The following is a 19,282-nucleotide window of genomic DNA, read 5'->3' on the forward strand; positions in this document are numbered from 1 at the left end:
CCAAAGCCGAGGCAACAGCAACAGCCGGCTCTGGCTTTTCTCTGGTTTGGCGGGGGGGGGGGGGGGGGGGGGGCCCCCCCCACACCCCCCCGCGGGGGGGGGGCCCCCCCCCCCCCCCGCCACTACCACTGCAACGTCGCTGTTTCAGCCCGTGAATGTCCAGACATAGGCAACATCGGCAACCGCTGCTTCAACGCGTCGATGCCCGGCTACGGGTAGTGCCGGCCGCTGGCCGGCAAGCGCAGCAGACCTCCAGTTGACGGCCAGCGGCCGGCACTATCGCTGCAGCGTCGGCAGCGTCTGCTTCAGCGCGTCGATGCCCTGCCACGGATCCGCCTTCAAACGCTTCGCCCGTGCCAACGCCTTGTCCATCGGAAACGCATCGGCCGCGCTCACGCGCGCCAGCTCTTCCCAGCGCAGCGGCACCGCGACTCCCGCGCTCTCCCGCGCGCGCAGCGACCACGAGCACACGCTGGTCGCTCCCCGTGTATTGCGCAGCCAGTCGATGAAGATCACCCCGCTGCGCTTGGCCTTGCTCATCGTCGCCACGTAGCGATCCGGCGCCTGTTCGGCCATCGCCTGCGCGAACGCCTCGCAGAACGCCTTGGCTTCGTCCCAGTCGGCTGCGGGTTGCAGGGGCACCACCACATGCACGCCCTTGCCGCCCGACAGCCGCACGAAGCTCTGCAGCCCGGTTTGCTGCAGTCGATCGCGCACATCGCGCGCGCCGCGCTTCACGTCGGCCCAGCTCACGCCCTCACCCGGATCAAGATCGAACACCAGCCGGTCGGGATGTTCGGGATCGGCCACCGTCGCGCCCCACGGATGCAGTTCCAGGGTGTTCATCTGCACCAGCTGCAGCAGGCCGCGTTCGTCATCGATATAGACGTAGTCCTCGCGCCCGCTCTTCTGCTGCAGCGGCACCGCATGCACCGCATCACCCAGGCCCTGGCCATGGTGCTTCTGGAAGAAACACGCCTTACCTACGCCGTCGGGACAGCGCAGCAGCGACAGCGGTCGCCCACTGATTTCCGGCAGGATCCAGCGCGCCATCTGCCGGTAGTAGTCGGCGACATCACCCTTGCTGAGCTTCTTCTTCGCAAACACCACGCGCTCGGGATGGGTGATGGCAACGTCGTCGCCGTCATCGGCCGGTGTCGCACTCATCGCCAGGTCCTCCTTCTTCTTGTCACTGCGCAGTCGCTTGAAGCTGGCCTGGCGCAGCAACCCTTCCTTGCCCCAGCCGCGGAACGCGACCTCGGCCACTGTCACCGGCTTGACCCAGCGCACGCTCGCCGCACGCAACGGAACGTGCGCCGGCAGCGGCAGCACCGCCTCCTTCACCGCCAGCGGCGCGAGCGTGGCCGCCAGCGCGCGCAGCCCCTCATCGTCGAAGCCGGTACCGACGCGGCCGACATAGCGCAGGCCGCCCTTGTCCGGCGTGGCCAGCAGCAGCGAACCAAATCCCACCCGCGAGCCTTTGGGTGCGGTGTGGCCGATGATCAGGAATTCATCGGTGTCCTCGTGCTTCACTTTCACCCAGCTGCGTGCGCGGGTGTTCACGTAAGGCGCATCGACCTGCTTGCTGACGATGCCTTCGAATCCCGCCTTGCCGCTGGCTTCGAACACGGCAGGGCCGTGGTCGATGACGTGCTCGCTGAAGGCCAGCGTGCCAACTGCATCGCCGATCAGTTCCTTCAGCAGTGCCTTGCGTTGCAGCAACGGCGCGCGGCTGGTGTCGACCCCGGCCACGCCCGGCAGGTCGAACACGATGTAGCGCAGCGGTTGTTTCGAGCTGCCGTCGATCACCCGCTGCAGCGCGGCGAAGTCGCTGCGGCCGTTGTCGTCCAGCACCACCAGTTCCCCGTCCAGACGCGCATCGCGCACCGGCAGCGCCTGCAGCGCCTGCACCACTTCGGGAAAATCGGCAGTCCAGTCCAGGCCATTGCGCGAGCGCAGCGTCACCTCACCTTCGTGCACATCGGCCAGCAACCGGTAACCATCCCACTTGATCTCATGCAGCCAATGCTCGCCATCGGGCGCGGTGTCGCGGTGATCGGTGAGCTGTGGCTTGAACCGGTGCGGGTAGCTTTTGTCGCGCGCCTCGTCCAGCTGCAACGCGCGCGCATGCCAGCGTGCATCGGCCTTGCGGGGTGGCGCGGAACGCGGCGCGGGCGGTAACGCTGGCGCCATCTTCTTCGCTGAAACCCGGGACGTCTTCGCGGATGCTCGCGCTGGCGTGTGCAGCAGATCGTCCGCCTCCGCATCCCGTGCCTGCGCGTCATCTCGCTTGATCAGCAGCCACTGCACCTGGCGGCCCTTCATCGCCGTGCGTACCAGTTTCCAGCCACCGGCCAGGCGCTGCCCGTGCAGCACGAAGTCGACCTTGCCCGCAGCCAGTGCTTGCAGCGGATCACCTTCGCAGGCCCAGCTGCCGTGGTCGAACACATCGACATGGCCGGCGCCGTAATGGCCTTGCGGAATATCACCTTCGAAGCCGGCATAGGACAGGGGGTGGTCTTCCACCTCCACCGCCAAGCGCTTCTCACCCACCCGCAGCGACGGTCCCTTCGGCACCGCCCAGCTTTTCAGCACGCCATCCATTTCCAGGCGGAAATCGTAGTGGCGGCTGCTGGCGTGGTGCAGTTGGACCACGAAAATCGGCCGCCGCTTCGGATTGCCCCGTGCCGGTGCATCGTCCGGCTCCGGGGTCTGTCCGCTCCCCCCGCCCAGCCGACGCTTGCGGCGGTACTGATGCAACGACATGGCTCAACCTGCCTTGCGTCGCGCAGGGGTTTTCTTTGCCGCCTTCTTGGCGGCCTTTTTTGCCGGTGCCTTCTTCGCCGCTGCCTTCTTGGCTGGAGCCTTGCGCGCGGCCACCTTCTTCGCCGGCGTGCGCTTGTTGGCATCCAGGCTCTTCTGCAGCAGCGCCATGAAGTCCACCACGTTGGTGGTTGCGTCCTCGCGCGGTGCCGGCTCGTCCTCCACCTGGGTGGTGCCGCCCTTGGACTTGATGCGCTTGTTCAGCACCTGCTGCAGGCGTTCGCGGAATTCATCGTGGTACTGCGAAGGATCCCAGTCACCGGCCATCGACTCGATCAACTGCTCGGCCATCGCCGTTTCCTTGCTGGTGATGCGGTAATCGGCAAGCTTTCCACTGGGCAGCTTGTAGTCGTCAGGCTCGACCAGTTCCTGCGGATAGCGCAGGATCATCAGCACCAGCGCGTCATCGTTGGGCATCACCGCGCACAGGTACTCGCGCGTGCGCACCACCACCCGGGCGATACCGACCTTGCCAGTGCTGCGCAGCGTTTCCCGCAGCAGCACGTAGCCTTTCTCGGCCTTTTTACCCGGCACCAGCAGATAGGGCTTCTCGTAGTAACGCGGGTCGATCTGGCTGGCGTCGACAAAGGTTTCCACCTCCACCGTTTCATGGCTTTCCGGCGCCGCCGAACGGATATCGTCTTCCTCCAGCACGACGTAGCTGCCCTTGTCGTACTCGTAGGCTTTGACGATGTCCTTCCACGGCACTTCCTCGCCGGTGTCGGCGTTGACCCGTTCGAAGCGGATCGGTTTGCGATCGCGCGAATCCAGCATGCGGAAGTGCAGGTCGACCTTGCGCTCGCCGGACATCAGCGAGACCGGTACGTTGAGCAGGCCGAAGGAAAGCGTACCGGTCCAGATCGGGCGGGCCATGATGCGCACCTGTGTTTCAGCAGGGGTAGCCAGCTTCAGCCGGCTACCGTGAAACAACCGTGTCGGCCACGTGCAGACCATGCGGTAGTGCCGGCCGCTGGCCGGCAGCTCCTTGAATCCTGGCGATGCCTTCCAGCGACCGGCGCTACTGCAGCAGCGGCCTCACCGCAGCGGCGGGGATATGGTCCAGCGCGCGCCAGGCATCTTCCACCACCGGCTGCGCCTGTGCCCAGTTCAGGCGCGACTGTCCGCGCATCTGGTCCCAGTGCTCGGCCAGTTCGCCACTGGTATCGGCCTCGCCGCCACGCGGCCAGTCAGCGGCATGGGTGGTCAGCGCGAAGGCGTACACCGGGCACAGATCGCGCCAGTTGCGATGCCCCTGCCCGCGGCGTTCCTCGTAGTCGCTCAGCATGTACTGCAGGTAATCCTGCGCCACCGCCTGCGGATCCTCCAGGCGGCGCGTCCGGCGCTGCGTGCTGCGCTGGCCAAGCGGATCCAGCAGGGCGTTGAACACGGACGGGGCGGGGCGTTCAAGACGGGGCATGGCCGGCTCCTGCAGCAGGGCGGGTGGGCAGGAATACGCGCGCCGCCGTTATCCAGTCGTGACAAAGATGTTCATGACGCCAGGTTCGCAGTGGCTTTACTTCGTCCGCGCTCTAGTGGAGGCCTACCGGAGGAACGCCCCATGACCACCACCCGTGACCCCCTGCGTGAGAACCACACCCCCGAGCCGGGCGAGCAGCGCGGCAAACACGATCTGGCCGACGCCGAGGACCGTGGCGCCGGCATGTCGACACCGGACGAAGGCGTACTGCCCGTCGTGCGCCGGCCTGAACAGGCCGCACAGGACCGCAAGGACTGCGGTGACCGCAATCGCGGTGGCCAGGAAAGTCCGCTGAAGCGGCGCGAGCGCAAGCAGCACGCCAGCGACAACCAGGACGAGGCGCTGGAAGAGACCTTCCCGGCCAGCGATCCAACCTCGCCGTTCGTGCCCGCCAAGGCCCCGGATTGATCGGTAGCGCCGGCCCATGCCCGGCGGATCCGTCACGTCCGCGCTGCGCGCTCGCCGGGCATGGGCCGGCGCTACCGGGGCCCGCCTAACGCCATGACCACTGCAGGCCAACGCTGGCGCGGCGGTCAGGCCCCGGTTCAAAGAACCGGCCGTTACCGTCATTGACGATCACCGAGCCGATGTAGCGCTGGTCCAACACATTGTCGATCCGCGCGAATGCGCGCAGGTCACCGGCCTGCAGCGTCCAGCTGTGGCCGGCTTCCAGGTTCAGCAGCGCGTATCCCGCTGCGCGCTCGGTGGCGATGTCGTTCACCACCACATCGCTGCTGGCGGCAGCTTCCAACCCCCACTGCCACTGCCCCGGCGACCACTGCAGGCGGGCATACGCCTGCTGCCGGGGCACACCGGGCAGGCGGCTGCCAGCAGCAACCACGGTGTCGGGCACTGCGCAGTTGCTGGCCGCACAGGCCAGATAGGGCGAACGCACCTGCGCCTGCAGCCAGGTCCAGGCCAGCTGCAGCTCCAGCTTCTCGGCCAACGGCTGCCGGTACTGCAGCTCCACCCCCTGGCGGCGGGTACGGCCGATGTTGCGGTACGTGCTGCGGCCGTTGGTGTTGCTGGCAACGGCCAGCTCATCGTCGGTATCTGCACGGAACAGGCTGATATCGAGCTGTCTTCCATCCTGCGCATGCCATTTGCTGCCCACTTCCACGCTGCGGCTGCGGGCGGCCGCCAGATCCAGCGCCAGCCCGGCCTGGCCGTCGGCGCGGTAGCCCAGCTCGTTGAACGTCGGAGTTTCAAAGCCACGCCCGATCGCCGCGTGCAGGCGCCACTGCGGGTTTGCCTCGAAGCTGACACCCGCCACTGGCGTGGTGGCCTGGTAGCGACGGCGACCACTGTCGTCCGGGTTGCGCCCGACGATGTAGCGATCATCCGATTCGAAGCGCACCGCGCTGTGGCGCACCCCGGCCAGCAGCGACCAGCGCGGGCTCCATTGCCACCACGCCTGGGCGAACTGGTCCACGTTCTGCACGATGTCGATCTGGTCGCGACGCAGGCGGCCGCGTACCCCCACGGTGGTGCCGACGAAGTTCTCGTAGCCGGTGCGGTGCTGGCGCTGGCGATCGGCATTCACGCCCACCACCAGGTCCAGCGGGCGCCCCCACAGATCGCCGTTCCAGCCCCAGCGCGCGTCCAGCCCGCCATAACCGCCGTCCAGGTCGATCACGCCACCGGCATGCAATGGGTTGGCCTGCGGTCCCGGCGGAATCGGCAGGTACTGGGTCACCGCGCGCTGCCCGGCATAGCCCATCAGCTGCCAGCGCTGCGCACCGGCTTCACGGGTCCAACGCAGGCCTGCCTGCTGCTGGCGCACCGATTTGCGGGTGTTGTACTGCTCAGCCACCGCCGTGGCCTGGCGCGGGTCGGCCGCCACCTGCGCGCGGGTCAGGCCCAGCGGGTCCTGCGCGTTGGGCGCGTGCAGCGCATTGAGCAGCAGCTCCAGGCGGCCGCCGGCGAGCTCGGTGCCAAGGCGCGCGTTGAGCGATTCACGCCGCGCGCGGCTGTGGTCACGCCAGCCATCGGTGCTGAAATGGTTGGCGGCCACGTTGTAGTCGACGCCAGGACCCGCCCCGCGCAGCTGCGCGCCGACGCTGAGCGTGTTGTCGGCACCGGCATTCACCCGCACCCGCCACGGGTCACCGGCCTGGCCCTGCGCGCTCCACACCTGCAGCACGCCCCCGGACGAATTGCCGTACAGCGCCGAGAACGGCCCGCGCAGCACCTCGATGCGCTCGGCACCGAGCAGGCTGGCGTGCGACAGCTGGCCCTGGCCGTCGGGCATGGTCGCCGGCACCCCATCGATCAGCACCCGCACCCCGCGCACGCCAAAGGTCGAACGGGCGCCGAAGCCACGGATCGACAGCTGGGTGTCCTGCGCGAAGTTCTGCCGGTCCCGGGCCAGCAGGCCAGGCACTCCGCCCAGCGCCTCGGACAGCTGCGTGCCCGGGCCGGTACGGTCGGCGTCGATCCACACCGTATCCAGGCTGGCGGGCAGGGCGAAGGGGTCTACGCCGGGCACCCGCGCGGCCTGCACCTGCACCGTCGGCAGGGCGGTCGGCAATGGCTCGGCCGTCACCGCCAAAGGCAGCAGCAGCAGGGCGGAAATCGGCAAGCATTGGCGTCGTGCGCTGGGATTCATGATTCAGGTTGATGGATCGGGCGGCAACGCACGCCATGGTACGGGCAGGCGGATGACGATGGCGGCGGCCAGCCCCGGCAGGCTTTGTTACGATGGGTCGGTTTCGGCCGACAGGCCGCAAGCCGCGTGGCGCAATTCCTCCCCCTTTCCGTCTACCGAACGAGTACCGCCGTGTCCTTCTTTGCAAACGTGGAACTGGTCCCAGGCGACCCGATCCTGGGCCTGACCGAGGCGTACAACGCCGACAGCCGCCCGACCAAGGTCAACCTGGGTGTGGGCATCTACTACGACGAGAGCGGCCGCATTCCGCTGCTGCGCGCCGTCAAGCAGATCGAGCAGCAGCTCGCCAACGAAGCCAAACCGCGCGGCTACCTGCCGATCGATGGCCTGCCGGCGTACACCCAGGCCACCCGTGAGCTGGTGTTCGGCAAGGACTCGCCGCTGCTGGCCGCCGGCCGTGTCACCACCGCCCAGACTGTCGGTGGCAGCGGTGCGCTGCGCGTCGGCGCCGACGTGCTGAAGAAGCTGCTGCCGCACGCCACCGTCGCACTCAGCAACCCGAGCTGGGAAAACCACCGCGCCGTGTTCAGCGCCGCTGGTTTCGAGGTGGTCGATTACACCTACTTCGACCCGACCACCCATGGCGTCAACTTCGACGGCCTGCTGGCCGACCTGGGCAAGCTGGAAGCGGGCACCGTGGTGCTGCTGCACGCCTGCTGCCACAACCCCACCGGCGCCGACCTCACCGTCAGCCAGTGGAAGCAGGTCGCACAGCTGCTGAAGGACCGCCAGCTGTTCCCCTTCATCGACATGGCCTACCAGGGCTTCGACAAGGGCATCGAGCAGGACGGCGCCGCGGTGCGCATCATCGCCGAGGCCGGCATCGACAGCTTCATCGTCGCCAACTCGTACTCCAAGTCGTTCTCGCTGTATGGCGAGCGCGTGGGTGCGCTGTCGATGGTCGCGCCGACCGCCGCTGACGCCAAGGCCGTGCAGTCGCAGGTCAAGCGCGTGATCCGCACGATCTACTCCAGCCCCTCCACCCACGGTGCTGCACTGGTTGCCGGTGTGCTGAACAATCCGGAACTGCGCGCGATGTGGGAGCAGGAGCTGACCGAGATGCGTGAGCGCATCCACGCCCTGCGCCAGGGCCTGGTCGAGAAGCTGGCCGCCGCCGGCGCCCCGCAGTTCGGCTTCATCAACGAGCAGGCGGGCATGTTCTCGTACTCCGGCCTGAGCCGCGAACAGGTCGAGCGCCTGCGCGACGAGTTCGGCATCTACGCCGTCGGCACCGGCCGCATCTGCGTGGCCGCGCTGAACCAGAACAACCTGGAATACGTCGCCAAGGCCGTGGCCACCGTCGCCAAGGGCTGATCGACCGCTCCAGCAAGCTGTGGAAACAAAGGCGCCGAAAGGCGCCTTTGTTTTTGCTCCTGCCTTGCCACACCCTCCGCGCTCGCGGCCAACCCTGAAGCGCGCGGGAGGGGGAGGCAATGCAGGACCGTTGGCGCCATGGGCGCGAGGCATGCCTCGGGCGGGTTGGGCAGGATGCCCAACCCCGGTCTTGCCGTGTGCGCAGGACAGCGCACACGAGCAAGGCGCCATCGAGCTTACATGGACGTACTTGCAGCGTGTCCTGCATTGTCTCCCCCTCCCGCGCGCCTCGACGAAGAGAAGGCGCCACGACCGCAACGCCTCTGGAAACGATTACGCCTACCCCCGCTCACCCACGCGCAAGTCAGACCAGCGACAATAGGCGTTTTCCCGTTGCCGAGACCTGCCCGCCCATGTCCCGTACCTCGTTGACCCGCTTCCTGATCCAGCAGCAGCACGCCGGCCGCATCAACGCCGACCTGCGCCAGCTGATCGCGGTCGTCGCCCGCGCCTGCACCAGCATCTCCATCGCCGTCAGCAAGGGCGCCCTCGGTGGCGTGCTCGGCGAGGCCGGTACCGGCAACGTGCAGGGCGAAGCGCAGAAGAAGCTGGATGTCATCAGCAACGAGATCCTGCTGGAGGCCAACGCCTGGGGTGGCCACCTCGCCGCCTGCGCATCGGAGGAGATGGACCACAGCCAGCCGGTGCCGGACATCTACCCGCGTGGCGATTTCCTGCTGCTGTTCGATCCCCTCGATGGCAGCTCCAACATCGACGTCAACGTCTCCGTCGGCACCATCTTCTCGGTGCTGCGTTGCCCGACCAACGTCGAACTGCCCGGCGATGACGCCTTCCTGCAGCCGGGCAGCAAGCAGATCGCCGCCGGCTACTGCATCTACGGGCCCAGCACGCAGCTGGTGCTGACCGTCGGCCACGGTACCCACGCCTTCACCCTCGACCGCGAAACCGGCGAGTTCCTGCTGACCACCGAGAACATGCAGATCCCCGCGGCCACCCAGGAGTTCGCCATCAACATGTCCAACCAGCGGCACTGGGAAGCGCCGATGCAGGCCTACGTGGAAGATCTGCTGGCCGGCAAGGAAGGCCCGCGCGGCAAGAACTTCAACATGCGCTGGATCGCCAGCATGGTCGCCGACGTGCATCGCATCCTGACCCGCGGCGGCATCTTCATCTACCCGTGGGACAAGAAGGAACCGGGCAAGGCCGGCAAGCTGCGCCTGATGTACGAAGCCAACCCGATGGGTCTGCTGGTGGAGCAGGCGGGCGGCGCTGCCTGGACCGGTCGCGAGCGCATCATCGATGTGCAACCCGACCAGCTGCACCAGCGCGTGCCGGTGTTCCTCGGTTCGCGCGAAGAGGTCGCCGAGGCCGTGCGTTATCACCAGGAGCATGACGCAAAGAGCGTCTGACAGCGGCCATCCCTACAGCGGTCATGGCAGATTGATGACATGACCGCAGGGTGACAGCTGCAGCTGCAAACGGCACCATCAAGCCCTTGCCGTCGAAGGAATGCACGCATGCACGAGCCGGGCCCTGTCGATTTCATCGAGGTCATCCACAACGCCGTCCCCAGCGACGTGTGCGCTGCGATCGTCGCGCGCATGCGTGCAAGCCAGGGCCTGAAACCCGGCGCAGTGGGCAGCGGTGTGTTCCCGGAACTCAAGCACAGCAAGGATCTGCGGATCAGCGGCGTGGATGGCTGGCAGGATGTGGACCAGCAGCTGCAACAGGCGGTATTTGCGGGTCTGCAGACTTATCTACGCCGTTATCCACAGGCATTGATCGCGCCGTTGATGTTGCAGATCCAGGACAGCAACGGCCAGCCGCGACGCCTGTCGGCCGAGGATTTCCCCGACATGGCGCCGGAGCAGCTGGCGGATCTGGCGCGCACCTGCCTGCGCCCGGGCGCGATCAACCTGCAGTGGTATGCGGCGGGCGAGGGCGGCTACCCGTACTGGCACTGCGAGCTGTACCCGAAGGACGCGCAGGCCGAGACCCTGCACCGGCATGTGCTGTGGACGCTTTACCTCAACGACGACTTCGACGAAGGCGAAACCGAGTTCCTGTTCCAGGGGCGGAAGATCGCACCGCGCACCGGCAGCCTGCTGATCGCGCCGACTGCGTTCACCCATACCCATCGCGGCAACCGGCCGCAGGGCGGCGACAAGTTCATCGCCACCAGCTGGATCCTGTTCCAGAGCGCGCAGAGATTGTTTGGTGGGGGCTGAGGCACAGCACCACGCCGCGACCGCGACGACCTAGAACAAACTCCCCTGCGGCGTATCCACTTTCGGCGGCAACGGCTTCTCGAACCGGCTGCAATCCAGCTTCGGCCAATGGCTGTTCTGCGCGTTGAAGCCCAGGCGTTTGCGCGCCAGCTTGAAGCGATTGCTTAGCAGCTCTGCGTAAACACCCTGGCCGCGCATGCGCGTGCCGAACTGACTGTCGTAATCCTTGCCGCCGCGCAGCTGCTGGATGGTGCTCATCACATGCGCGGCGCGATCGGGATGATGGGTATCGAGCCAGTCGCGGAACAGCGGCGCCACTTCCGGCGGCAGGCGCAGCAGCACGTAGCCTGCAGTGCTGGCGCCGGCGTCGTGCGCGGCTTCCAGCACGGCTTCCAGTTCGCTGTCGTTGATCCACGGAATCACCGGCGCAACCATCACGCCCACCGGAATGCCCGCCTCGTGCAGGCGCTTCATCGCACGCAGCCGCGCATGGGGTGCCGAGGCGCGCGGCTCCAGCTTCGCCGACAGATGCGGATCCAGCGATGTCACCGAGAAATGCACGCTGACCAGGTTCTCCGCCGCCAGTGGTGAGAGCAGATCGATGTCGCGCTCGACCAGCGCATTCTTGGTGCTCAGCGAGAACGGATGCTTCGTCTCCAGCATCACTTCGATCAGCTGGCGGGTCAGCTTGAACTTGCGTTCAATCGGCTGGTACGCGTCGGTGTTGATGCCCAGCGCGATCGGCTGCGGCACGTAGCCGGGTTTCGACAGTTCCTTGCGCAGCAGCTGTGGCGCGTTGGTCTTGGCAAACAGCTTGGTCTCGAAGTCCAGGCCAGGCGACAGGTTCAGATAGGCATGCGAGGGGCGGGCGAAGCAGTAGGAGCAGCAGCACTATATGTGTTCGAGGAAAAGTGCTCACACGTCGCTCTCGAGTTTCGAAGTCCTCTAGAGACTAGCCGCGGCGGGGTTTCACTTTGCCTCCCAACCTAGGCCAGTGCGGGGCAGGTTACGGCCCCCGGCGGCGTTCAGCGTCCCTCGCTGAAAGTCTTTCGACTTCGAGGCGCTCATCCGACGCTCGCCGGTGGACGAGGAGGCCGAAAGCGAGAAGACACTGACTGCGTTGCATGGACGCCACCCGAAAGCGGAGATTACAGCTCTTTGGAGGGACGACGTTTCACCTAGTTCAAATGCTTAGGGATTGGCCTTTCGGTCGCCCTAGTAGATTCCTTGAGTAGAACGCGCAGGCGCCATGGGATCCATAGGATTCGAGATTCTCCATCGTAAGCCGTTATGCCTCATCGAATCCTGGTCACCACTGGCTATCAGGCAGTTCTGGCCATGACTGCACCTCGGTTTACTGGGCATCTCCTCCACGTCTGCATCTCCTCTTGCCGCATGCCATCAATAGTGATCAAAATTGAACGCACCTTGCTCAACCTTGTCGGAAGACTTGCTGCGTTTGTACAGGTAGTACATGTTCCGCGTCTCCCGGATGACAGGGTACTTTCCGACGTGATTCACTAGCAGAATTTCATCTTCGAGTTTTTCCGCTCGAAGCATCTTTAAGTGCTTTCCCTTGACCCATTCATCTGACCAGAATCCTTCCTCAATGGATCGATTGAGCTGCCGGTTGTTCATCCAGAAGTAGTCGAGGTCGAACCCTTTGAAGTCAAAGGTTGACAGGCAACCGATTTCCTGCTTTCGAGCATGGAAGTGAGTGTCGTAGAAGTTCTGGTCCATTTCAGCTTCAAGAGACGCCCTCCATGGTTCAAAGTCTCCCCTGTCAAAGCTCTGCGGTTCACCTTCTATACGCGGGGTGAAAAAGCAATAGACGCTGGATATACCTGACTCTGATGCCAAGTAGTCAAGCTCCCCAGGATCGACATAGATCCGGGCAGCCCCCTGCACAAGGAAGGAAGACTTGATCTGCAAGAACCTTGTCCACAACTCTTCACCCTTGAATTTCGATCGTGCTGCATTTGTAACCACAAGATCAATTCCAAAATCTGGACTGTACTTGCCGGCTTCAAAGCCATGGAAGTACAGTTGACTCGCGACCCAATACTCCGCTGCGTTACCTAGAAAAAAGTTCTCGTAGTTCAGTTCGTCGAGTGGCAATGCTGATCATCCCGAAGTGTCATTTCCTGAATTGTTGATTGTTCGTGCCGGATATGCAAACAATTACTAATGTGACTTACCGCGCCAGCTGCTACCGCATTGCGTTTTCAAATTGTTCCGTGTCTGGCTCTGAACTAGGATGATGCCGCAGAGTAATGTAGCTCCCGATCCACTTCCTTCGGCTCCCATGCGGGCTGGTGCGCCATGGGAAGCGCATGAGTTCTTAGAACTTGTTGGTGGTGTTGAGGCTGGATTGAGTCGCGAACGGATAGCGCACCGCCACGGGCGCTCGCCGGGAGCGATAGATATGGCCGCACGACGGCTGCTCCCGGCGTCCGTGCGCCCTAGGGCTCCAGAGATGTCCGTAGCCGCTCTCGCCGCTTATCTGCGCGAGAATCTGTACGTAGACAGGCAGGCGCTTATCTCGAGTGCATATCCCGCCTTCGCTTCCCGCCATGTCGGCAATCCAATCCAAGATGCGAGCCCTGCAATAGCTACCTCGCCGGTGATCGAGTCCACTGCATCAATGTCGGGCGACGCGACGCACCCTGACCTTGACTTGACCTCCATGTTCAGACCAAGCCTGCAGTATGGTGCGGATTCTGTTGGCCTCGAAGATGTGGGTATGCTGCTCAGCGCCGCGGTGGCGAGCCTGCCAAATGAGCGGGACCGTGATGTGCTAGGCCTGCGCTTGGGTCTAGACGGGCAGCCGCGAACATTCGCCGTTATCGGAGCGGAATGGGGCGTAACTAGAGAGAGAGTCCGCCAGGTCCAAGAGCGTGCGCTTAGGCGGATGGCATACCGCTCGCGGTATGAAGGGATGCCTGGTGCTGCACTCAGGGCTTTGCTTGAACCAGCTTCAGGTTCAGCTGAATCACTCGCTAGCTTGTTGTTAGAAATTTGTCATAGCTCGTTCGATATTCCGCCAAATCTGGCCGCGAAGTTGGTTCTGCGGGCTGCGGGCTTTTCCGCCGCGTCAGCACTCGAGATAGCGTCGATTCTCCCGGCTCTCGTCCGTGCAAAAAGGGCACAGCTCAGGAACGAGCACCTGCATCGTTCCTCAGCGCAAAGGGTTGGTCAAATCTTCGGTCGATGGCTCGAACATTGTGATTGGCCTGAACAACTAGCTCCTCCTCCTGCGGTGGAGCGACTCTCGTCGCAGCGTGCTGTAAATGGGTCGGAGATTGCCGGGCTTTTTCACTCGGCCAAGCTTGGCCGCCCGGTGCAATATGAATCAGGCTTGGAGCTCACTGTATTGAAGCTTCTGGAACGTTGCGAGCAGGTCGCCTACTACCAGGAGCAGCCGGCCGTTATCCCGTACACTTTTGCCGGTCGGGACCGAAGCTACTTTCCAGATTTGTTCATTGCAACGACTGACGGGCGCGGTCTACTTCTTGAAGTGAAGCCGAGCGACGGTATGGCGCTCAGCATCAACCAAGCTAAGGCCAGGGCTGGGCGCACGTGGGCAAATTCGCAGGGTTGGGGATGGCTGGTGGTGAGTGACCGTCACACCATTAAGGAGATCGAGGAGCACGTGATCCCCTTGCACCGATGGCATGCCCTGGAGCAGGAACTGAAGCTCCGAGGGGTGCTCACATGGCACGACATGATCAGCTTACGCACGAATCACGGCCTAACCAGGCTTGACGTAACCGCCTACGTGGTTCAGTCCGGCGCAGTCCTCGATTCAGGATATCGCCTCACTGCAGGCACCAACTGAGCTCTGATGTAGGAAGCGGAGCTCAGTTGCGTTCCTAACCACCCGAACTTCGGCGTCGTAGGTCTTCATGGATGCGGAACCTTGCACTCGGATGCGCGAGCGCAAGCCCGTGAACCGACTGGTGCGCCGCAAGTTCGAATGCGTCTAAAGCATGTAGGCGACCACCTGCCAAGAAGTTGCCTAGCAGGTGATCCAGCTTTCAGTCTGAAGACATCCCTTGACTAGGACCTGCGATGCGGAACATCGTTCGAAGCTTGATTAGACACCCGTCGTGATTCGAGACTGGGTTCTGTTCGGTCGGCAGCTTCACCAACAGATGCGCCCTACTTGAACCAATACTCCTTCATGTGCTGTGAGGCTTCCTGAGGCACGTTGTACCAAGAAGCATTGTTGCTGCTGGCATCAATCACTATCAAACAGTCATTGGCATCCATTACTGCCCATATCCTCTCGGCAGCCTGTTCGCAGGTGTACTGCGAGTCGACATACCAGACGGACTTCTGGACCTTTGCCCAGCTCCCCAATGCCTTAATAGCATTGAAGACGCTGTCGTAGTCCTTCCCAGGAGTGTTCAAGTCATAGGTTACAAAGAGATTATTTGCCACGACAGTCTCCATAACTGATGGCTGATTTGAGCGTGCTCCTACAGCCTGATCTTCTACTCGACGACCACATAGAACGGCTCGCTGTAACCAACCAGATGCTGATCAACCCTCATATGCCCAACGGCGGATACACGTTTGTGTCTCAGCCGAGTCCGACCCGAAAGCTGGGCCTCCGGCCAAGAGCAAACGCGTACACCAATGGCTTCTGAGATGGGTTGCGAAAGCGGCCGATGCGGGTAATCGATCAGCCGGCGACGGATCTATTGGCAAACACTTCGACGCTGTTGATCGACCTCGTAGTTAAACCGCTTGCGCTACTAGCAGCCATGGCTTGTATCGCCGAAAGAAGAGACGACGAAGGCCCAGGTAGAATCGCTCCAGTGGACCAATCCGGAAGAACGTAAAGCCTGAGTCGCCATTCTGCCGTTGAGAGGGACTTTCCTCTGCGACTTCCCACAAGTCGTGAACCCAGCAGTACGTTCTCAAGAAGCCCCTCTCGCGCCCCGTTACTTCGTGATTATGCATTCGTTCGGAGAGCAGCTTGCTTGCTCGAATGACCGCGTTATCAGCATTGTTTGCACTCAAGAAGAAAGTTGTATGGAAGCCGCCGACACGCCCCTCAAGCTCAGGGGCGTGAACGAAAACGCCTTCGATCATTATCCTATAGGAGATCATCGCGGCTACCTATTTCCATTCAGCTTTTCGTCGAGCTTCTTGGAATCAAGTCTTCCCCCAACATTGAAGTAGCCCTGGAATCCCCCATCCTGCCCAACCTTAACGCCTGGCATGGGTATGCCTGTGGACTTGTTGATCGTCCCCATTAAATTGTTCCATCTGTCTATATCAGCTTGTTCAGCCGGTCGCGGCGCAGGATCCGGAATGTACTCCGCTGCCTCTGCCACCTGCTCAAGAGCGCCCGCAGCTGCCAATGCAGCCACACTCAGTTTGCCCCAGAAAGAATGCCCTCTAACACCTTCTGTCTGATAGTGCGGCAAGCCCTTGCTGCCATCTTCCAATTCGTGAGCCGCATGCTTCAGCTGATCTGCTCTTCCGTGCGCAGCTGTTTCGATCTGACTTGCCACTTGCCTGCGATCTGCGACGACATTCTGCCCTGCGCGGCGCGCAGTGACTGCTTGCTCTTGTGTGATGCGAGCAACCTTGTTCGCCTGATTCGCCGTCAGCCGAACAAGCCATGCCACCCGCCCCGCCTCTCCGCTAGGATCGATGAATTTGTATGGATTGTTATTGGCATAGCGGTAGCGATTAAAGTGCGAGGCGGGCTTCTGTAGAGCCGTAATCGGATCCACGCTTAGGAAGATGCCGATGCTTGGGTCGTAGTAGCGCTGCTGCATGTAGGACAGGTTGTTGGCACTATCCGAAACATGCCCGGCGTAGCCAATACCATCGGTTAGCGGACGATTGCGTAGTTCGCCATAGGGCTCGTAGTAACTGCGCTCGACCACAGTTCCAGAAGCGTCGGTCACGGCCACCGGAGATCCCAACGCATCCAGATGCTGGTAGGTTGGACGAGTCACGCCATCAGAACCGGTTTCCAAGGTAGCTACCAGCATACCGCCAAGGTAAAGGTACTCGCGACTTTTGCCGTCGCGCTCGCTCTGCTGGCGGCGAAGCTTACCGTCCCCATCGTACATCGATAGGATCGAGCCGCTGCCCTGCAACCACGCCAGTACGCGACGACCCTCCGCGTCATAGCGGTAGTTTTCCGGCCCAGGAGCGGAGCGCAGGCGGTTGCCCATATCAAAGATGAAAGATTGGCCGTTGCGGAGTGCGAGATTGCCTTGAGCGTCGTAGGCCAAGCCGATGGTGGTGGCACCTTGGCTGGACATGACATTGGTCAGGCGGTTCTTCGCGTCGTATACGTACGTGTGGTCCTTGCCGCTCGCAACCCGCGCACTGCGGATGTTGTCCAGCACGTCATAGGTATATAGCAGGTTTCCGTCGCCACCAAAGGTGGGGGACGTTGCCTGCACTAGCCGCCCCAAACCGTCATAGCTCATCTGGCGGTCGCGTCCTGCGCTGACCATGTCAGTGATGCGGGTGACATTGCCGACGCGATCATATGCATACGCTAAACTACTGACGCTCGGAAGAGCGCCGATGCTGCTGGGCGCCTGCTGGATGTTAAACGCCTGCTCGAACCTGACGCCGTTACCGTAGGAGAAGCCCACCGGGCTGCCATTGGGATGGTAGGTTACGCCGAGGACATAGTTGCCTACTCGCGTTGCCTGACCGAGCGCATTGGGGTCAAGTGCAATGTAGGTTCCGCTCGGATACTGAATGCCCGATCGTGCGCCGTTGGCGTCGTAGGCATAGCCTAGTGCCCAAGTAAACCATCCGGCCTGGGCTGTGGATTCCCCCACCAGCAGCCTACGTTTGTTGTAGGTGTAAGTGTTGATAGTGTGGTTAGCACCACCGTCGTTTGCGGTCTGTACCTCCGCCGGCAACCCATCAGAGGTGTAACTCCAGCTCTGGTTGCCGTTGCCGTCCGGGAAAGTCAGGGTGATGATACGGTTGCGGGCATCGTAGGCACGCGTCACCTGACGCCCCGAGCCCTGTGCAGCTGTCAGATCACAGTTGTCTGGACTGGGCAGGTTGAGGCCGCTCGCGGACCAGGCCAGGTTTCCGGCGCCATCATAGGCGGTTACCGTCGTACCTGCTTCCGGCTCGATGAGCTTGCACAGAGTTCCGCCCTCGCCATAGGCAAAGCTGCGGCGTAGCTGCACGCTGCTGTCTGCGTTGCGTCGGATCACAGCGGTGGGCCGGGCGTAGCGGTCACGTAGCACGTCTGTGAATGAGCCTTCCGGTGCGCGAATGGCGATGGGATTCGACTGCGCCGGGGTACCAAAGGCTTGGTATTGGATCTGCGTCGTGTGGCCTAGCGGATCCACCGTGGTCTGCCAATTACCTGGCTGGTAGGTGGATACGGTGATGGCCAGTCCATCGTCTGTGTCTTGGGCGGTGGATGTAACGCGACCCAGCGCATCGTATTCCTTCCATGTGCCCTTCACCGGAGGCAGCGTTACCTGCACGTTGGTGTTCGGCGTGGACTCGCCGAACCGGCCGATGCCTTCTTGGTTCATCCGCCACTGCAGCGGGTAGCTGCCCGGCGTGGAAGGAGCAGTGATTGTGAAGACGAACTCCACCAGCCCGTTAGGCGGCACGCTGCTTGGTAGCGCAACACGTTGCGTGCCCCAGACCGTGTTGTCGGCAGGATTCTCCGATGCCAATGCATAGCCGGCTGCTGAAGTCCAAGTTGTCTCACCATTGTTGCGAACCAGCAGGCGCATTTGCGTAGAGCTTCCGGTCTGCATGCCCAGCGGCATCGGACCGCCCTCCATTCGCGCCGAGTTCACTGGGGCACTGACGTTGATCGCCACATTTGGCGTGGCAGGGCCGAACCAGCCCTTGCCATCCGCCCACATCTGGCGCTGGAAGTTGTAGGTGCCTGGCGTAGCCGGCGCCTGCAGCGTAACGGGTATGTCCAGGGATTCGCCAGGCGCAACCGTCCGTGGCAGCGCAGTACGTGCCGCGCCCCATACGGTGGAATCGGTGGGATTCTGCGAACCCAGCCAGTAGCTACCTGGCTGCCAAGCGATATCTCCGGTGTTTTTCATGCGTACCGTAACCACCTGCGCGGCACCGGTCTTCATAGCCGTTGGCACCGACTGGGCTTCGAAATCGGCACTGTTGACTGGCTGCCAGACGAAGAAGCTAAATTGCCCCGTTGCCAAGCCAAACCAGGCCCCACTGCGTTGCATCTGGAACTGAATGCCGTACAACGCCCCGTTGGTCGCATATGGACTTGGGGTGGCAACGAAATTAAACGTGGCTGTCTGGCCTGGTGCGACGGTTCCCGGCACTGTGATGCTGCCTACGCCCCAGCCGGCCTCATGCATGGCAAGCGCGTATCCGCCTTCGGGCGTCCAAGTCGTCTCACCGGTATTCTTCATCGTCACGCTGACATTGAAGGGTTGTCCGGCCACAACGCGATTGGTGGAAAGAGACCCGGCCACTATCTCGGCCGAATCGATGGGCGCAGGCGGTGCATTGACCGTTATGGTCACTGGTCCACTGGATAGCGACCGCACCACTTCCTCACCGTTGAGGTTGCGTATACCCTGCGCGGTAAGCATGTAGACGTAGGTACCGGGCGGCAGCCCCTGCACGGTATAGGTGCCGTAGGCGAAGTTGGTAACAAGGGTGCCGTTCTGCGTCAGGCGGACATTGTCGATGTACTCGGATTTGGGGCCGCCGTTGGTGCTACCGAACTCGACCGTCATGCTTACG

General features: G+C 62.9%; 12 protein-coding genes and 1 pseudogene. 5 read left to right on the plus strand and 8 right to left on the minus strand.

The annotated features are described in order from the left end of the window. Positions 1-276: 276 nt before the first annotated feature. The 3 genes from ligD to M2299_RS13495 all read right to left on the minus strand — a co-directional run bounded on the left by ligD (position 277) and on the right by M2299_RS13495 (position 4,240). Positions 277-2,766: a DNA ligase D gene (ligD, locus tag M2299_RS13485; RefSeq protein ID WP_280884525.1), complete on the minus strand. Its 2,490-nt coding sequence runs from the start codon at positions 2,764-2,766 to the stop codon at positions 277-279. 3 nt (positions 2,767-2,769) lie between these two features. Beyond that, positions 2,770-3,696, minus strand: coding sequence for a Ku protein (locus M2299_RS13490; protein WP_280884526.1), 927 nt, complete (start codon positions 3,694-3,696; stop codon positions 2,770-2,772). A gap of 145 nt (positions 3,697-3,841) precedes the next feature. Then, positions 3,842-4,240: a hypothetical protein gene (locus tag M2299_RS13495; protein WP_025875521.1), complete on the minus strand. Its 399-nt coding sequence runs from the start codon at positions 4,238-4,240 to the stop codon at positions 3,842-3,844. 141 nt (positions 4,241-4,381) lie between these two features. Between M2299_RS13495 and M2299_RS13500 the strand changes: the two genes are divergently transcribed. Beyond that, positions 4,382-4,708 carry a hypothetical protein gene (locus tag M2299_RS13500; protein ID WP_025875523.1) on the plus strand — a complete coding sequence of 109 codons (327 nt, stop codon included), beginning with the start codon at positions 4,382-4,384 and terminating at the stop codon, positions 4,706-4,708. A gap of 85 nt (positions 4,709-4,793) precedes the next feature. Here the strand turns inward: M2299_RS13500 and M2299_RS13505 are convergent, their stop codons facing one another. Then, positions 4,794-6,908, minus strand: coding sequence for a TonB-dependent receptor (locus tag M2299_RS13505; RefSeq protein ID WP_280884527.1), 2,115 nt, complete (start codon positions 6,906-6,908; stop codon positions 4,794-4,796). Positions 6,909-7,079: 171 nt separating this feature from the next. Here M2299_RS13505 and M2299_RS13510 point away from each other — a divergent pair, with 171 nt between their 5' ends. From M2299_RS13510 to M2299_RS13520, 3 genes are all read left to right on the plus strand, one after another. After that, positions 7,080-8,282: an amino acid aminotransferase gene (locus M2299_RS13510; RefSeq protein ID WP_033832647.1), complete on the plus strand. Its 1,203-nt coding sequence runs from the start codon at positions 7,080-7,082 to the stop codon at positions 8,280-8,282. Between the two features lie 413 nt (positions 8,283-8,695). Continuing rightward, complete coding sequence (locus M2299_RS13515) at positions 8,696-9,712, plus strand: class 1 fructose-bisphosphatase (RefSeq protein ID WP_025875529.1); 1,017 nt, start codon at positions 8,696-8,698, stop codon at positions 9,710-9,712. A gap of 108 nt (positions 9,713-9,820) precedes the next feature. Continuing rightward, positions 9,821-10,531, plus strand: a complete 711-nt coding sequence (locus M2299_RS13520) for a 2OG-Fe(II) oxygenase (protein ID WP_134831767.1) — start codon at positions 9,821-9,823, stop codon at positions 10,529-10,531. 30 nt (positions 10,532-10,561) lie between these two features. On the opposite strand, the pseudogene M2299_RS13525 reads toward M2299_RS13520, so the two are convergent. Both M2299_RS13525 and M2299_RS13530 read right to left on the minus strand, forming a co-directional pair. Continuing rightward, positions 10,562-11,416 (minus strand): annotated as a pseudogene (locus M2299_RS13525) (PA0069 family radical SAM protein); the annotation flags it as partial. A 516-nt stretch (positions 11,417-11,932) separates the two neighbouring features. Further along, positions 11,933-12,649: a hypothetical protein gene (locus M2299_RS13530; protein ID WP_280884528.1), complete on the minus strand. Its 717-nt coding sequence runs from the start codon at positions 12,647-12,649 to the stop codon at positions 11,933-11,935. Between the two features lie 358 nt (positions 12,650-13,007). Between M2299_RS13530 and M2299_RS13535 the strand changes: the two genes are divergently transcribed. After that, a complete protein-coding gene (locus M2299_RS13535) occupies positions 13,008-14,369 on the plus strand; it encodes a TnsA endonuclease N-terminal domain-containing protein (RefSeq protein WP_280884529.1) in 1,362 nt (453 codons plus the stop codon). A gap of 323 nt (positions 14,370-14,692) precedes the next feature. Here M2299_RS13535 and M2299_RS13540 read toward each other — a convergent pair whose 3' ends face one another. Then, entirely contained in the window at positions 14,693-14,974 is a 282-nt protein-coding gene (locus M2299_RS13540; protein ID WP_280884530.1) for a hypothetical protein, read from the minus strand. A gap of 680 nt (positions 14,975-15,654) precedes the next feature. Further along, on the minus strand, positions 15,655-19,275 hold the full coding sequence (locus tag M2299_RS13545) for an RHS repeat-associated core domain-containing protein (RefSeq protein WP_280884531.1): 3,621 nt from the start codon (positions 19,273-19,275) through the stop codon (positions 15,655-15,657). Positions 19,276-19,282: the final 7 nt, after the last annotated feature.

The sequence above is a fragment of the Stenotrophomonas sp. 1278 genome, from assembly GCF_029892765.1.
In the GTDB taxonomy this organism is placed as follows: Bacteria; Pseudomonadota; Gammaproteobacteria; order Xanthomonadales; family Xanthomonadaceae; genus Stenotrophomonas; species Stenotrophomonas indicatrix.

Bases quoted from the DNA above. Each gene is read 5' to 3' on its own strand.
- ligD (WP_280884525.1), bottom strand. From the start codon at position 2,766: ATGTCGTTGCATCAGTACCGCCGCAAGCGTCGGCTGGGCGGGGGGAGC.
- M2299_RS13490 (WP_280884526.1), bottom strand. From the start codon at position 3,696: ATGGCCCGCCCGATCTGGACCGGTACGCTTTCCTTCGGCCTGCTCAAC.
- M2299_RS13495 (WP_025875521.1), bottom strand. From the start codon at position 4,240: ATGCCCCGTCTTGAACGCCCCGCCCCGTCCGTGTTCAACGCCCTGCTG.
- M2299_RS13500 (WP_025875523.1), top strand. From the start codon at position 4,382: ATGACCACCACCCGTGACCCCCTGCGTGAGAACCACACCCCCGAGCCG.
- M2299_RS13505 (WP_280884527.1), bottom strand. From the start codon at position 6,908: ATGAATCCCAGCGCACGACGCCAATGCTTGCCGATTTCCGCCCTGCTG.
- M2299_RS13515 (WP_025875529.1), top strand. From the start codon at position 8,696: ATGTCCCGTACCTCGTTGACCCGCTTCCTGATCCAGCAGCAGCACGCC.
- M2299_RS13520 (WP_134831767.1), top strand. From the start codon at position 9,821: ATGCACGAGCCGGGCCCTGTCGATTTCATCGAGGTCATCCACAACGCC.
- M2299_RS13535 (WP_280884529.1), top strand. From the start codon at position 13,008: ATGTCCGTAGCCGCTCTCGCCGCTTATCTGCGCGAGAATCTGTACGTA.
- M2299_RS13545 (WP_280884531.1), bottom strand. From the start codon at position 19,275: ATGACGGTCGAGTTCGGTAGCACCAACGGCGGCCCCAAATCCGAGTAC.